Below are 14,229 nucleotides of genomic sequence, written 5' to 3'. Positions count from 1 at the left end.
CTGACTTAGATCGGGCGTCGGCACATGACCTGCCCACTGGGCTCTCGAGGATGTCCCTGACCTTCCGCTCCGCCCCCGGCCTGACGGGCCAGGGCTCGGCGCTCAAGGCGCCGCTGGCCGCACCTCTTGACCGATCGCCCAGATGAAGCCCGACAGCTCCCGAGCGATGGCGGCGATGACGACAGTCGGCCGCTTGCCGCCGGCGCTGAGCCGGCGATATCGATCGCACAGGCGCACCTGGGCCTTCCACGCCACGTCCCGCACCACCTTCGGCTGGCGAGAGACGAGGTCGGTTTTGCCGGTCGAGACCCGCGGCGGGTAGCGATAGCTCCAGGCCGCTTCCACGAGCATGCGCCGCGCTTCGCGGTTGCCGGTCTTGGTGATGCCGCCGCGCCGGATACGCTCGCCGCTGGAATGCTCCGATGGGACCAGGCCGAGATAGGCCATCAGCCTGCGCGGATTCTCGAACCGGCCGAGATCGCCGACGGCCGCCACGAAGCTGACGGCCGAGATCGTGTCGAGGCCACGCAAAGCTCGCAACGCCTCGACCAACGGCGCCAGCGACCAGCCTGCCAGCATGGCGGAGATCCGCGCTTCGAGCTGATCGCGGCGGTCCTGGGACGCCCAGACGGCCTCCACATAATCCTGAAAGACGACGCGGTGCGCATCCTGCTCGAACGCCTGACCCGCCAGCCAGCGGCGGTGCCTCAAGGTCCACGGCTTGCCGACCGGGTAGGTACGACCATGACGCAGCAGGAACGCCAGAAGCTGCTGGCGCGCCCGCATCAGCGCCATCATCGCGTCGCCCCGGGCCCGCACCAGATCGCGCATGGCCTCGTGCACCTCGTCCGGAACCCAGACCGCCGTCAGACCGCCCGCGCGATGCTGGAGCGCGAGCATCTGGGAATCCCGCCTGTCGGTCTTGATGCGGTCGCCTGGCTTGCGAGCGATCAGCGTCGGCGCCGCGACCAGGCAGCCATGGCCCATCTCCGTCAGCTGGCGGTAGATCCCGTAGCCACAGCCGCCGGCCTCGTAACAGAACTCCAGCCGACTATCAGACCGCGACAGCCGATCCGCCAGCTTGCGAACCTGTTCCGGCGTGTTGGCGACCTCGCCGCAGAACCTGACGGCGCCGTCGCGACCGTCCTCTGCAGTGGTGACGCTGATGCTCAGCTTGTGAACATCGAGCCCCACAAAGAGCCTGTCCATTCCTTCCTCCTCGACGCTGCTGAAGGCTGCAGCATCCGGCATCACGCCGGACGAGGGAAAGGACATACGGACTTAGCGCTTCCGAGCGGCGTGGCGGCGTGCGCCTGTGGACGAGACGTCCAGCCAGGCGGAGTCCACCTTGACCCTGCCTCCTGTTCCGCTTTTGTTCTTGCCATGCCCTACCGCAAGACCGTCATTGTCGAATGGCAGACCGCCGGCGACCGCCGCTCCTATTTCGTGCGGCCCGGCAGCCGGTCCCGCCCGTGGATCTGGTTCCGGGACGGCGACGTGCCGCCCTTCGACGAGGCTTGCGCCCGCTTCGTGGTCGAGAAGCGCGCCGGCCGCTGGGTGGCGGTGGAGCGGGCCTGAGAGCGTCGCCGTCCGGCGAACGGGCTGACGGCGACGCCCGCACGCCGCCATGCCGTCGGATCGATACGCCCCTCGACCGCTAGTCGGCGGCCTCCGCCTGTGCCTTGCGGGCGTCCTCCAGAATCTCCAGGCCGCCCCTGGCGGCGATCCCGGCGACGATGACGCCGACCACCAGGTCCGGCCAGGACTGGTCCAGCCACAGCACCAGTCCGCCCGCGACGATGATGCCGCCGTTGGAGGCGAAGTCGTTGAGACTGAAGGTCTCGGCGGCGCGCAGATTGACGTCGTCGCCGTCCAGCCGCCGCAGCAGTTGCAGACAGATCAGGTTCACCACCGCCGCGACGACAGCCAAGACAATCATGGTCCCGCCGATCGGCTCGGCCCCCAGCCACCACCGCCGGCCGGCGTCGACCAGGACGCCGACGGCGAAGATGAGCAGCAGGACGCCCGACGTCGTCGCCGCGCGCCGCTTCCAGGTCAGGGCCCGGCCGACCGCGAGGAAGCTGATCAGATAGACGACGCTGTCGGAGGCGTTGTCCAGCGCGTTGGCCAGCAAGGCGCTGGAGTCCGCCAGCAGGCCGCCGAGACCGAGCCCGGCGAACAGCAGGCCGTTGAGGATCAGGACGACCAGCAGGGTCCTCCGCTGGCGCTCATGCCGGCCATTGACGGTCACAGGGGTTCCTCCCTCTTCTCCAGAATGCGCGCGGCCAGGGTCGGCAGCACCAGAAGCGTCAGCAGCGTGGCGGTCAGCAGGCCGCCGATGACCACGGTGGCCAGCGGTTTCTGGACCTCGGCGCCGGCCCCGAAGGCGAAGGCCATCGGGATGAAGCCCAGCATCGCGACCAGGGCCGTGGTCAGAACGGCCCTGAGGCGACTGACGGCCCCCTCGACGGCCGCCGTCAGGGGCGCGGCCCCTTCCTCGTAACGCTGGCGAATGGCCTGCATCAGCACAAGCCCGTTCAGCGTCGCGACCCCCGAGACGGCGATGAAGCCGACCGCGGCCGAGATCGAGAACGGCATGCCGCGCAGCAGGAGCGCCACCGCCCCGCCGACCAGGGCCAGGGGCACGCCGGCGAAGACCAGGGCCGCGTCCTTGAGCGAGCGCAACGCCAGGAACAACAACAGGCCGATGGTCAGGAAGACCAGAGGCACGATCATCGCCAGGCGGGCGCTGGCGCGTTCGAGGTTCTCGAACTGCCCGCCCCAGTCGAACCAGCCGGACACAGGCGGGCGCACCTCGCGACCGACGGCTGCGCGCGCCTCGTTGACGAAGCCGCCGAGATCGCGGCCCCGGACGTTGGCCTGGACGACGATGCGCCGCTTGCCGTTCTCGCGGCTGATCTGGTTGGGGCCCTCGGTGACCTCGAACCGGGCGACCGCCGAAAGGGGCACTGTCAACGCGCCCGGTTCGGCCGCTTCCGGCATCACCGGCAACTGGGCCATCACCGCCGGATCGTTGCGCAGATCGTCGGCCAGGCGGACGACGACATCGAAGCGGCGGTCGCCTTCCAGGATGTGGCCGGCCGACCGCCCGCCCAGGGCGATGGCCAACGCATCGGCCGCGTCGCTGGCGTGCACGCCTTGCGCCGCCGCGATGGTCCGGTCGACGGCGGCGGTGATCGACGGCTGGCCCGAGACCTGTTCGACGCGGACATCGGCCGCGCCGGGGATGCGTCGGAGGACGGCGGCGACCTGATCCGCGCTGGCCTGCATGGCGGCGAAGTCGTCGCCATAGACGGAGACGGCCACGTCGGAGCGAACCCCGGCGATCAGCTCGTTGAAGCGCATCTGGATCGGCTGGGTGAATTCGTAGTTGTTGCCGAGCAGGTGACCCAGGTTCTCCTCCATGCGCTCGACCAGCTCGGCCTTGGCCAGGGAGGGGTTCGGCCACTCGTCGCGCGGCTTGAGCATGACGAAGGTGTCGGAGATCGAGGGCGGCATGGGATCGGAGGCCACTTCGGCGGTGCCGGTCCGGGTGAAGACCTGCTCCACCTCCGGCATCGCCTGCAGGGTTCGTTCGACCTGGAACTGCATGGCCTGGCTCTGTTCGAGCGAGGTGGACGGCACCCGCAGCGCCTGGACCAGAACGTCGCCCTCGTCGAGCGTCGGCACGAACTCGCGACCGAGACTGAGGAAGGCGAGCAATCCGACGAGAAGCGCGAGTCCCGCCCCGACGACGACGGCACGCGGGCGGTCGACCACCCGCCGCAGGAGCGGCTCGTAGCGGGCCTTGGCCGCCCGGCTCAGCCGGGTCTCGTCGTCGTGCCCCTTGGGCTCCCGCACCCAGATGGCGGCCATGGCCGGCACGAAGGTGAAGGACAGGATGAAGGCGCCGAGCAGGGCGAACATCACGGTGCCGGCCATGGGGCCGAACATCTTGCCCTCGACGCCTTCGAACATCAGCAGCGGCGCATAGACCAGAAGGATGATGGCCTGGCCGAAGGCGGCCGGCCGCGCCATTTCTTTAGCCGCGTCGACCGCCACGGCCAGCCGTTCGGGCAGGCTCAGGGCGCGGCCGACGCTCTCGCGCCGCATGGCGAGCCGCCGCAGGGTGTTTTCGATGACGACCACGGCGCCGTCGACGATCAGGCCGAAGTCGAGCGCGCCCAGGCTGAGCAGATTGGCGCTGATCCCGAAGCGGTTCATGGCCGTAGCGGCGAACAGGAAGCTGAGCGGGATGACCAGAGCGGTGATGATCGCAGCCCGCACATTGCCGAGCGCGAAGAACAGCACGGCGATAACCAGCAGGGCGCCGAGGGCGAGGTTGTGCTCGACGGTGCGGATCGTGGCCTCGACCAGTTGGGTGCGATCCAGCGCCGGCTTGACCACGACGCCAGGGGGCAGGCTCGCGCCGATCTCCTTCAGCCGCTCGCCGACGCGATGCGCCACGGCGCGCGAGTTCTCGCCCTGGAGCATCAGGGCCGTGCCCACCACGGTCTCGCGGCCGTTGCTGCTGGCCGAGCCGAGGCGCGGCGCGCGGCCGATCTCGACCATGGCCACGTCGGAGACCCGGATCACCTGGCCGCCGCGATTGAGGATCGGGGTCTGGGCCAGCTCCTCGAGGCTGCGGATCCGCGCGTCGGCCCGGACGATGTAGGCTTCGCCGGCCCGGTTGACATAGCCGGCCCCGGCGATGCGGTTGGCGTGTTCGAGCGCCTCGACCAGTTGCACAAGGTCCACGCCATAGGCGGCGAGACGCGCGGGATCGGGATGGACCGCGTACTCCTTCACATAGCCGCCCTGGACGTCGATGCCGGCGACGCCTTCGACGGTCTTGAGCTGGGGCGCGATGATCCAGTCCTGGACCGTGCGCAGATAGGTGGCCTTCTCCTCGTCGGTGGTCAGACGCTCGCCCTCGGGCGTGAGGTAGACGGCGCCTGTGCGGGCGGCCGGACCGGTCAGCTCGACGGTGAAGATGAAGACTTCGCCGAGGCCGGTGACCACCGGCCCCATGGAGGGTTGGACGCCTTCCGGAAGGTCGTCCCGAGCCGCCTGCATGCGCTCGTTCACCAAGCTGCGCGCGAAATAGATGTCGGTCCGATCGGTGAAGACGGCGGTGATCTGCGAGAAGCCGTGCCGCGACAGCGACCGGGTCTCGACCAGGCCCGGTAGGCCGGCCAGCGCCGTCTCCATCGGGAAGGTCACCTGACGCTCGACCTCCTCCGGCCCGAGCGCGGGCGCGACGGTGGTCACCTGGACCTGGCGGTTGGTGATGTCCGGGACGGCGTCGATGGGCAGCCGCACCAGTTCGCGCACGCCGAAGCCGGCGAGGACGATCGCGGCCAACACGACGAGCCAGCGATAGCGCACGGCGCCCGAGATGATCCGGTCGAGCATCAGTCGTGGTCCTCCACGGCGCCCTTGCCGAGCTCGGCCTTCAGCAGGAAGGCGTTCGCGCCGGCGATGCGCTCGGAGCCGGTCAGGCCGCGAACGATCTCGATGCGGTCGACGGCCCGCCGGCCCGGAACCACCGGCTGGGCCCGGAAGCCCGTCGGGGTGACGACGAACACGACACTGGCGCCGTCGACGGTCTGCACCGCCTCGGCCGGGACGGCGATGCCGCTTTCGCCGCCGGTGATGATCGAGCCGCTCACCGCCGAACCCGGCGGCGGCGCGACGCCGTCGGCCCGGGCGCGGATCAGGGTCGATCCGGATTGCGCGTCGGCGCCCGGGGCCACGGCGGTGACCACGGCCGCATACTCGGCTCCGTCCGCGCCCTGGACCGTGATGCGCGCACCGGGCCTGACCGTCGCCGCCAGGGCGGCGGGGGCGTTGAAGACCAGTTCGACGCGGTTGGGATTGGCGATGGTCGCGACCGGATCGCCCTGCTGGACGACGCCGCCTAGTCCGACTCTCAGGGCCGTGACGACCCCGGCGATCGGGGCGACGATCGTCGCCCGCCCGCTGGCGTTGGGGCCTCCAGCGGCGGCGACCCGGGCCCGGCTGGCGCGGGCCTGGGCCTCGGCGGCGGCGGCGCGCGCCTGCGACGCTTCGACGTCCTGGCGCGCGACCACGCCCTGGTCGAACAGATTGGCGTCGCGCGTCCGCGCGGCGGAGGCGGCGCGGGCTTCGGCGGTCGCGGCGTCGGCCTCCGCCCGAAGGGTCGCGCCATCCCCGCTGATCACGACCGCGATCGGCTGGCCGGCGCGGACGACCGAACCCGGCGCGACCAGCAGCCGTTCAATGCGGCCGCCGAGGGCGGCGCCGACGGACGCCTGGGCGTCCGGCGCGGCCTCGACCCGTCCGGCGAGGTGGGTTTCGCCGCCGCCGCCGGACTGCACCGAGACGATGCGGATGCCGGCGGCCTGGGCCTCGGCCGGCGACAGGGTGACGACGCCGGGTTCGCCGCTTTCGCCCTCTTCGGCATGGCCTTCCTCTCCCTCGGCCGCCGTTCCGGCCGCGGGCGCGGCGGTCAGCCGGGCGGCGCCGTAACCGGCGCCGACGGCCACGATCAGGGCGGCGACCGCCGCGGCGGTCCTGGTGCGGGTGTTCATAGTTGAGCTCCAAAGGGGGCGCGGCCTTCGAGGCGCGCGAGTTCGGCTTCGGCCCGGGCCCGCATCAGGCGAGCCGCGATGGCGACGTCCCGGGCCTGCACGAGACCGCTGCGGGTGCTGCGCAGTTCCAGTTGGGAGAGACGGCCGGCCTCGAAGCCGATCCGCGTCAGGCGGTAGGCCTCGGTCGCCGCCGTCACGGCGGCGTCGGCGGCGACGACGCGGCTGGCGGCCGCGTCCCGCCGGGCGGCGGCGGCGCGCCAGTCGGCGTCGGCGTCGAGGCGCGCGCCCCTAAGCCTCGCCTCGGCGGCGCGCACCTCGGCCTCCGCGGCCAAGACCCCGCCCCGGTTCCGGTCGAACAGCGGCAGTTGCAGGCTGACGCCGGCGGTCAGCGCGGTGGCGTCCTCGGCCTCGAACCGCCGGACCCCGACGCTGGCGCGAACGTCCGGTCGGCCGCGCGCCGTTTCGACGCGCACCCGGCCCTGGGCCGCGCCGCGCTCGGCGACGAGGGCCAGAACGGCCGGCGCATCGGCCGCCTGACCTACTGAGGCCGTGGGCGATCGATCGAGCAGGGAGCTCTCCACGGAGGTGAGCGGCGTCTGTCCGCCGGCCAGGGCGGTCAGCTCGGCGAAGGCCGCGTCGCGCTCGGCCCGCGCCTCGTCGAGCGCGGCGCGCGCCGCCGCCGCTTCGCTCTCGCCCTGGATGCCGCGCAGCAGCGGCTCCCGGCCCTCCTCGACGAGGATCAAGGCCGCGCGCGCGTCGGCGACCGCGAGTTCGAGCGCCTCTTCAGCCAGGGCGTATCGCCGCTGCGCGGCCTCCGCCTCGGCGTAGGCGACCGCGAGCGCGGCGGCGACTTGCAGCCGGCTGGCGTCGCGGCGCCAGCGAGCGGCTTCACGTTCCGATTGAGCCACACCGACACGGGCGCCGCGACGTCCCCAAAGCTCCAGATCCTGCGAGACCGTCAGGGTGGTCTCGGCTCCATCCACCCCCTGGAAGGGACCCCGACCGAGGATGTTCTCGACCTCGAGCCCCAGTTCGGGATTGGGCCGCACGCCAGCCTGCGCCAGGCGGCCTTCGGCGGCGGCCAGATCGGCGTCGGCTTCGGCCGCGGCGGGCGCGGTCAATGCCTGGGTCAGCAGTTGTTCAAAGGCCGGCGCGGGGTCGGCCCAAGCCGGAAAGCCGGCCGCCAGAGCCAGGACGGCGAAGGCGCAGCCGACCGCGCGCGGCGGCCGACAGGGAGGTGACAGAGACATGATCGGGGTTCCAGAGTTTCGACGAAGGCGAACGCGCCGGGGCGCGGGCGAACGTCAGGCTCTGGGCGGTCGTTCTGGTCCCGCGGGCGTGCGGGAGGGCCGGTGATCCACGAAAAGAACGGGGTGAGTCGCGTCCGCGCTGACGGCGCGGCTGACCTCGGGCGCGGGCGGCGGCGCCGTGAGGCCGCCATGGTGGCACTGGCAGTGCGTGCAGCCGCGCGGATCGGCGGCGCCCCGGTCGGCGTTGTCCCTGTCTCCGGCGGGGGCGGCGACCTGGGTCGCCGTCACTTCGACAAAGGACGCGCCCGCCTCCTCGGCGATGCAGGCGGCGGCGTCGACCGCTGTCGCCAGGACGAGGAACGACAGGAACGACGCCAGAAGCGTCGCCATCAGTCCTCGTCTCGCCAGGCCCTTGCGCATGGGGCCCTGTAGCACGCGCCGCCGTGTTCGTAACCGCGTCATGGCCGCGCCGCGCGATAGAAGGTGATCGAGCCCGTCAGGGTCGGCAGCACATGAAGTTCGCGAACGCCGACGAAGCCGGCCCCGGCGATCAGGGCGGGCAGGACGCCGTCGGCGTTCGGCTGGGTGTTCTCGTAGCCGTCGAGCGACTGGACGATGCGGAACAGGGTGCGCATCGCGCCCGTCTGTCGCCCGTAGTCGGCGATGTGCAGCGTCCCGCCGGACTTCAGCGCCCGCCAACTCGCCGCCAGGCCGAGACGCTTCTCCTCCATGGGCAGTTGATGGAAGACGAGGCTGGACGCCACCTTGTCGGCGACGCCCTCGCCAACGAGCGAGGCCACGTCGCGCGCGAAGCCCTGGACGAAACGGATCGGCCGGCGGGCGGCTTCCGCCTTCACCGCCGCCCGGCTGAGGATGTCGCCGTCGGGATCGAGGCCGATGATGCGCGCGTCCGGCGCGCGGCGCGCCAGGGACACGGCGAACGATCCGGTCCCGCAGCCGAGGTCGATGATCGTCTCGCCGGCCTCCGGGTCCACCTGGTCGAGCAGTCGGGCGCGCCAGGCCCGCTCCCGGGTCAACAGGGCGATGGCGGGATCGTAGAGGCCGCTCAGGGCGGCGTGGCCGAGCGCGGGGGTGAAGCTCGCGGTCACGCCGCGGCCTTCAGCTCGGCGCGCGATTGTTTCAGGATTGACCAGGCCGACTGCAGGAAGACCACCGCCAGGATCGCCCCCGCGATCAGGTCCGGCCAGCGGGAGGCGGTCAGCCACACCGCCAGACCGGTGCCGGCGACCACCACGCTCTGGATCAGGTCGTTGCGCGTGCACAGCCAGACCGAGCGGACATTGGCGTCGCCCTCGCGGTGGCGGACCAGCAGGAGCGCGGCCAGGGCGTTGGCGAAGAAGCCCAGGGCGCCCAGGCCGGTGATGACGAACCCTTCCGGCGGCGCCCCGGAGGTGGCGCGCCAGATCGCGTAGCCGAGGATGAACAGCGCCAGCGCCGCGAGACTGGCGCCCTTGACCAGGGCCGCTCCGGACCGCACGGCGACCGTGCGCCCGATCACGGCCAGGCTGATGCCGTAGGTGGCGGCGTCGGCCAGGAAGTCGAGGGCGTTGGCCCCCAAGGCGGCCGAGCCCTGCAGGGCCGCGCCGCCGGCGATGGCCAGGAAGGCGGCCCCGTTGATGGCGATCACCGCCATGAGGATGCGCCGATAGGCCGGCGTGGCGCCGTCGAACTTCACGGTCGCGCCGCAGCCGCAGCCGGAGGCCGCCGGTTCAGAGGATAAGGGACGTTCGGTCATGGCTCTCCACCTGTCATCATGAGGATGCATCCTCCAGTCGCTGGAGGATCAAGCGGAAATTCGCGCCCGCGGCCGAACCTCCGGACTCGCCGACGGGTCTTGATCCTCCAGCGACTGGAGGAGTTAGGATGCGGACCGAGCCGGAGCGAACCCACCATGAGGCCGATGAACGCCGAACAGAGAGAGATCGCCGCCCGCTCGGCGGCGGCGATCGCGCTGAGCGCCGCGGCGGTCGCCGCCGCCTGGCTATGGCTGCCGCCCGCGCTGCTCGGCGCCACGCCGGATATGGCGACGGCCGATCGGCTGGCCTACGCGCTGAAGGCGGACCTGCCGGTCTTTCTGTGGCTCGGCGGCTGTCTGAGGGCTGTGGCCAGCATCCGGTTCCGATCGGACGCCGACCGGCCGGGCGCAGCCTACGGGTCGCCCAGCGCCCGGCTGGCCGTGCCGGCCGCCGTACTTCAGAACTCCCTCGAACAGACGGTCCTGGCGGTGGGCGCCCATCTGGTCCTCGCCACCGTGCTGCGGGGCGAGGAGATGATCCTGCTGCCGGTGCTGGTCGCCCTCTATCTGGCCGGCCGGGTATTCTTCGCCCTGGGTTACGCCAGGGGCGCGGCCGCCCGAGCGTTCGGCATGGCCCTCACCGGCACCTCCACCATCGCCGCCTTCGGCGTCGCCCTCGTCCTCATGGGGCTCGGCCGATGATCCCGCGCCGGGTCGCCCTCCGGCCATCCGTCAAACCCGAGACGACACAATGACCCAGCCCTCCCCCGCTTCATCGGGCCTGCGCCCGATCGGCAAGCTCGCCGCCGCCACCGGCGTCAAGGTTCCGACAATCCGCTTCTATGAAGAGATCGGCCTGCTTCCCGCGCCGCCGCGCACCGCCAGCGACCGGCGCATGTATGACGACGCGGCGGAGCGCCGCCTGTCCTTCATCCGGCATGCACGCCAGCTGGGCTTCGACCTGGACTCGATCCGCTCCCTGCTGGACCTGTCCGATCACCCGGACCGGCCCTGCGCCGAGGCGAACGTCATCGCCGAACGCCACCTGGCCGAGGTGAAGCAGAAGATCGCCCAGCTCAGGGCGCTGCAAGGCGAGCTCTCGCGGATGACGGCGGAATGCGCCGGTGGCCGGGTCTCGGCCTGCAAGGTGATCGAAGCCCTGCACGATCACCCGGCGTCGCTTTGAGCGCGACAGTCTCGCGGCGCGAATGCTAATGCGAGCCGCTCACAACTAGGTTTCCCATGCGTCCTCTGTTCCACCTGCTCGCCCTGCTGTTCGCCATGGCGCTGGCTGGCCCCGCCCTCGCCCAGGCCCCGTCCGCCTCGGAGGCCCAGGTGGCCTGGCGGCTGCTCGACTATGTGGCGGTCGACTACGCCGGCGCTGTGGCCGATGGCGAGATCGTCAACCCGGCCGAATACGGCGAGATGATCGAGTTCAGCACCCAGATCCGGACGCGTTTGGACGCCCTGCCGGCCAACCCGGCCAAGGCCGCTCTGGCGCGCGACGCCGCGGGCCTGCAGGCGGCCATCCGGGACAAGGCCGATCCGGCCGTCGTCGGCGCCCGGGCGAAGGCCCTGGCCGGCGCGGTGCTGACGGCCTATCCGAGCCCGCTGGCGCCTTCGTTCCCGCCCGACCTGGCTCGCGGCGCCGCCCTCTATGCCGAGCAGTGCGCTGTCTGCCACGGCGCGACCGGTCGCGCCGACGGCCCGGGCGCCGAGGGGCTCGACCCGCCGGCGATCGCCTTCGCCGACCTGGAGCGCGCCCGCCAGCGCAGCGTCTTCGGCCTCTACCAGGTGATCGACCAGGGGCTGGAGGGCACGGCGATGGCCAGCTTCTCGCACCTTCCGGCCGAGGACCGCTGGGCGCTGGCCTTCTATGTCGGCCGCTTCGCCTTCACCGACGCCGAAGCCGCCGAGGGCAAGCGCCTGTGGGACGGCGATCCCGCGGTCCGTGCGGCCTTCCCCGACCTGGCCGCCCTCACCCAGACCACGCCGGCCGACCTGGCCACCCGCCTCGGCGAACCCCGGGCGCGAGCCCTGACCGCCTATCTGCGGCGTCATCCCGAGGCGGCGGCGCGCCCGGCCGGATCGACGCTGACCCTGGCGCGGACGCGCCTGGCGGAGAGCGAGGCGGCCTATCGCCGGGGCAACCGCAAGGCGGCGACGGACCTGGCGCTGTCCGCCTACCTCGACGGCGTCGAGCCGATCGAGCCGGCCCTCGGCGCCCGGGACAGCGCCCTGATGCGCCGGGTCGAGACCGCTATGACCGAGCTGCGCGTCTCGATCAGCCGGGGCGCGCCCGCCCGGGAGGTCGCGGACCGGGTCGCGCGTGCGAACGCCCTGCTGGACACGGCCGAGCGGGCCCTCGCGCCCCAGGAGGCGGACAATCTCGCCAGCTTCCTCGGCGCCTTCACCATCCTGCTGCGCGAAGGCCTGGAGGCCCTGCTCATCGTGGTGGCGATGATCGCCTTCCTCAGGAAGGCCGAACGCCCCGAGGTGCTGCGCTACGTCCACGGCGGCTGGGTGGCCGCGCTGGTCGCCGGCGGCGCCACCTGGGCGGCCGCGACCTTCTTCATCTCCATCAGCGGCGCCAGCCGGGAGCTCACCGAGGGCTTCGGCTCGCTTCTGGCCGCCGTCGTGCTCGTCTCGGTCGGCATCTGGATGCACGGCAAGTCGCACGCCGACGCCTGGCAGACCTATATCCGCGACAAGCTCTCCCACGCCCTGTCCAAACGGTCGGCCTGGTTCCTGTTCCTGCTGGCCTTCGTGGTGGTCTACCGGGAAGTGTTCGAGACCATCCTGTTTTATGCGGCGATATGGAGCCAGGGCGGCCATGTCGGCATGCTGGCCGGCGCCCTGACGGCGGTGGCGATCCTGGCCGTGGTGGCCTGGGCCCTGCTGGCCTACAGCAAGCGCCTGCCGATCGGCCGGTTCTTCTCCCTGAGCTCGATCCTCATGGCTGTCCTCTCGGTCGTCCTGGTCGGCAAGGGGGTGGCGGCGCTGCAGGAGGCGGGCTGGCTCGATGTCCACCCCCTGGCCTGGATCCCCCGCATCGAGATCCTCGGCCTCTATCCGACCGTCGAAGGCGTCGCCGTTCAGCTGTTGACGATCGCCATCCTCGTGGTCGGCTTCTCTCGGCATGGGACGCCGAAGGGCGCGCGGCCGGCCTCTTGAGCGGCCGTCTCCGTCTGCGGCCCTCAGACTGCGGCCCGTCGGCAAGGATATCGGCGCCGCTTGGGCACGAGGGCGCCGATACCCGAACGATCCGCGGATACCAAAGATGCGGGGCTGCAGCCGATGGCTGTGAGAGCCCAGCCTTGGTGTGCGGAGATTAAGCTCCCTATTCTCCGCACCATGCGCGGAGAATAGCCTTGCTCTTACGGCGAATAACGCCCATATTCTCCGCAAGGAGTGCGGTGAATGGCGGAGTACATCCACGAGATCGAAGGCTGGCCGCGTCTGGACTGGCGCGCTGACGCGCTCGCCGATCGCCTCGCGGCGGTCCGTCACCGCCAGGGCCTTCTACTTGGCCGGATGCATACGCTCGGCTTCGACCTGCGCGCTGAAGCGGTTCTCGAGACCCTCACCGAAGACGTCCTCAAGTCCAGCGAAATCGAAGGCGAACTGCTCGACAAGGATCAGGTGCGATCCTCGATCGCCCGCCGCCTCGGCATGGATATCGGAGCCCTCGCCCCTGCGGACCGCAACGTCGACGGCGTGGTCGAGATGATGCTCGACGCGACCCAGAACTTTGCGTCTCCGCTCACCGAGGACCGCCTGTTCGCCTGGCACGCCGCCCTGTTTCCGACCGGGCGCAGCGGCATGACGAAGATCGTCGTCGGCGCCTGGCGCAACGAGAACTCCGGCCCGATGCAGGTCGTCTCGGGCCCTTTCGGACGAGAGCGCGTGCACTACGAAGCGCCGCCCGCCGCCCGTGTGCAGGACGAGATGCGGGTGTTCCTCGACTGGTTCAATGACGAGCCGCGGACGGATCCGGTCCTCAAGGCCGCGATCGCTCACCTGTGGTTCGTGACCATCCACCCGTTCGACGACGGGAATGGCCGGATCGCACGCGCGATCGCCGACATGGCGCTCGCCCGCTCCGAGAAAAGCGCCCAGCGCTTCTACAGCATGTCCGCCCAGATCCGGCTGGAGCGCAAGGACTACTACGCCACCCTGGAGACGACCCAGAAAGGCGCGCTTGACGTGACCCTCTGGCTGGACTGGTTCCTTGGCTGCCTCGATCGCGCGTTCGACGGCGCGGAAGCCACCCTGACCCATGTGATGCGCAAGGCGCGCTTCTGGGAGGCGCTCGCCGGTCAGACGTTGAGCGGGCGCCAGAGCACGGTCATCAACCGGCTGCTCGACGGCTTCGAAGGCAAGCTCACCTCGACCAAATGGGCGGCGCTGACGAAGTCCTCGCCCGACACGGCCTTGCGCGACATCAACGATCTGGTGGATCGGGGCATCCTCGTGAAGGATGAAGGCGGCGGGCGCAGCACGAGCTACTCCCTGGTCGATCGAGGATAGGCGGCCTCCTACGGCGCCGGCGGGACTCTGGGCGGGGCGGCTCCGCTCAAGAAGCGGGTCTCAACAGGGTGAATCGCAATTCGCCACTTCTGGCGAGTTACGCCAAGACGCCAGCTTATTT

The 14,229-nt window shown here is 71.2% G+C and carries 13 protein-coding genes; 5 read left to right on the top strand and 8 right to left on the bottom strand.

The features are described from left to right. Positions 1 to 102: 102 nt before the first annotated feature. On the bottom strand, positions 103 to 1,209 hold the full coding sequence (locus ACO2Q1_RS10885) for an IS110 family transposase (RefSeq protein ID WP_292118595.1): 1,107 nt from the start codon (positions 1,207 to 1,209) through the stop codon (positions 103 to 105). 174 nt (positions 1,210 to 1,383) lie between these two features. Here ACO2Q1_RS10885 and ACO2Q1_RS10880 point away from each other — a divergent pair, with 174 nt between their 5' ends. Beyond that, positions 1,384 to 1,578, top strand: a complete 195-nt coding sequence (locus ACO2Q1_RS10880; RefSeq protein WP_184272789.1) for a hypothetical protein — start codon at positions 1,384 to 1,386, stop codon at positions 1,576 to 1,578. 79 nt (positions 1,579 to 1,657) lie between these two features. Here the strand turns inward: ACO2Q1_RS10880 and ACO2Q1_RS10875 are convergent, their stop codons facing one another. From ACO2Q1_RS10875 to ACO2Q1_RS10845, 7 genes are all read right to left on the bottom strand, one after another. Next, positions 1,658 to 2,251: a cation transporter gene (locus tag ACO2Q1_RS10875; RefSeq protein WP_224762133.1), complete on the bottom strand. Its 594-nt coding sequence runs from the start codon at positions 2,249 to 2,251 to the stop codon at positions 1,658 to 1,660. Then, on the bottom strand, positions 2,248 to 5,415 hold the full coding sequence (locus tag ACO2Q1_RS10870) for an efflux RND transporter permease subunit (protein ID WP_423329520.1): 3,168 nt from the start codon (positions 5,413 to 5,415) through the stop codon (positions 2,248 to 2,250). Before ACO2Q1_RS10870 ends, ACO2Q1_RS10875 begins: the two co-directional genes overlap by 4 nt. After that, the gene (locus tag ACO2Q1_RS10865) at positions 5,415 to 6,572 is read right to left on the bottom strand and encodes an efflux RND transporter periplasmic adaptor subunit (RefSeq protein ID WP_423329519.1); all 1,158 of its coding nucleotides are present in this window, start codon (positions 6,570 to 6,572) and stop codon (positions 5,415 to 5,417) included. The genes ACO2Q1_RS10870 and ACO2Q1_RS10865 overlap by 1 nt, the downstream gene beginning before the upstream one ends. Next, positions 6,569 to 7,822 carry a TolC family protein gene (locus ACO2Q1_RS10860; protein WP_293824790.1) on the bottom strand — a complete coding sequence of 418 codons (1,254 nt, stop codon included), beginning with the start codon at positions 7,820 to 7,822 and terminating at the stop codon, positions 6,569 to 6,571. Before ACO2Q1_RS10860 ends, ACO2Q1_RS10865 begins: the two co-directional genes overlap by 4 nt. A gap of 54 nt (positions 7,823 to 7,876) precedes the next feature. After that, positions 7,877 to 8,212, bottom strand: coding sequence for a hypothetical protein (locus tag ACO2Q1_RS10855; protein ID WP_184272777.1), 336 nt, complete (start codon positions 8,210 to 8,212; stop codon positions 7,877 to 7,879). A gap of 68 nt (positions 8,213 to 8,280) precedes the next feature. Next, entirely contained in the window at positions 8,281 to 8,931 is a 651-nt protein-coding gene (locus ACO2Q1_RS10850; RefSeq protein ID WP_184272773.1) for a class I SAM-dependent methyltransferase, read from the bottom strand. Continuing rightward, complete coding sequence (locus ACO2Q1_RS10845; protein ID WP_184272770.1) at positions 8,928 to 9,578, bottom strand: cation transporter; 651 nt, start codon at positions 9,576 to 9,578, stop codon at positions 8,928 to 8,930. The genes ACO2Q1_RS10850 and ACO2Q1_RS10845 overlap by 4 nt, the downstream gene beginning before the upstream one ends. A gap of 156 nt (positions 9,579 to 9,734) precedes the next feature. Here ACO2Q1_RS10845 and ACO2Q1_RS10840 point away from each other — a divergent pair, with 156 nt between their 5' ends. The 4 genes from ACO2Q1_RS10840 (at position 9,735) to ACO2Q1_RS10825 (ending at position 14,108) form a co-directional block, all read left to right on the top strand. After that, positions 9,735 to 10,280, top strand: a complete 546-nt coding sequence (locus ACO2Q1_RS10840) for an MAPEG family protein (RefSeq protein ID WP_184272767.1) — start codon at positions 9,735 to 9,737, stop codon at positions 10,278 to 10,280. A 79-nt stretch (positions 10,281 to 10,359) separates the two neighbouring features. Next, positions 10,360 to 10,764, top strand: a complete 405-nt coding sequence (locus ACO2Q1_RS10835; RefSeq protein ID WP_185224826.1) for a MerR family transcriptional regulator — start codon at positions 10,360 to 10,362, stop codon at positions 10,762 to 10,764. 56 nt (positions 10,765 to 10,820) lie between these two features. Continuing rightward, a complete protein-coding gene (locus ACO2Q1_RS10830; RefSeq protein ID WP_293824786.1) occupies positions 10,821 to 12,752 on the top strand; it encodes a cytochrome c/FTR1 family iron permease in 1,932 nt (643 codons plus the stop codon). Between the two features lie 246 nt (positions 12,753 to 12,998). Continuing rightward, complete coding sequence (locus ACO2Q1_RS10825) at positions 12,999 to 14,108, top strand: Fic family protein (protein ID WP_191558083.1); 1,110 nt, start codon at positions 12,999 to 13,001, stop codon at positions 14,106 to 14,108. Positions 14,109 to 14,229 lie beyond the last annotated feature (121 nt).

The organism is Brevundimonas sp. VNH65, assembly GCF_049445955.1.
GTDB lineage: Bacteria > Pseudomonadota > Alphaproteobacteria > Caulobacterales > Caulobacteraceae > Brevundimonas.
Note: the sequence above shows the minus strand (reverse complement) of the source record. Positions and strands in the feature narration are given on the sequence as shown.

Bases quoted from the DNA above. Each gene is read 5' to 3' on its own strand.
- ACO2Q1_RS10885 (WP_292118595.1), bottom strand. From the start codon at position 1,209: ATGGACAGGCTCTTTGTGGGGCTCGATGTTCACAAGCTGAGCATCAGC.
- ACO2Q1_RS10880 (WP_184272789.1), top strand. From the start codon at position 1,384: ATGCCCTACCGCAAGACCGTCATTGTCGAATGGCAGACCGCCGGCGAC.
- ACO2Q1_RS10870 (WP_423329520.1), bottom strand. From the start codon at position 5,415: ATGCTCGACCGGATCATCTCGGGCGCCGTGCGCTATCGCTGGCTCGTC.
- ACO2Q1_RS10865 (WP_423329519.1), bottom strand. From the start codon at position 6,572: ATGAACACCCGCACCAGGACCGCCGCGGCGGTCGCCGCCCTGATCGTG.
- ACO2Q1_RS10860 (WP_293824790.1), bottom strand. From the start codon at position 7,822: ATGTCTCTGTCACCTCCCTGTCGGCCGCCGCGCGCGGTCGGCTGCGCC.
- ACO2Q1_RS10855 (WP_184272777.1), bottom strand. From the start codon at position 8,212: ATGGCGACGCTTCTGGCGTCGTTCCTGTCGTTCCTCGTCCTGGCGACA.
- ACO2Q1_RS10845 (WP_184272770.1), bottom strand. From the start codon at position 9,578: ATGACCGAACGTCCCTTATCCTCTGAACCGGCGGCCTCCGGCTGCGGC.
- ACO2Q1_RS10840 (WP_184272767.1), top strand. From the start codon at position 9,735: ATGAGGCCGATGAACGCCGAACAGAGAGAGATCGCCGCCCGCTCGGCG.
- ACO2Q1_RS10830 (WP_293824786.1), top strand. From the start codon at position 10,821: ATGCGTCCTCTGTTCCACCTGCTCGCCCTGCTGTTCGCCATGGCGCTG.
- ACO2Q1_RS10825 (WP_191558083.1), top strand. From the start codon at position 12,999: ATGGCGGAGTACATCCACGAGATCGAAGGCTGGCCGCGTCTGGACTGG.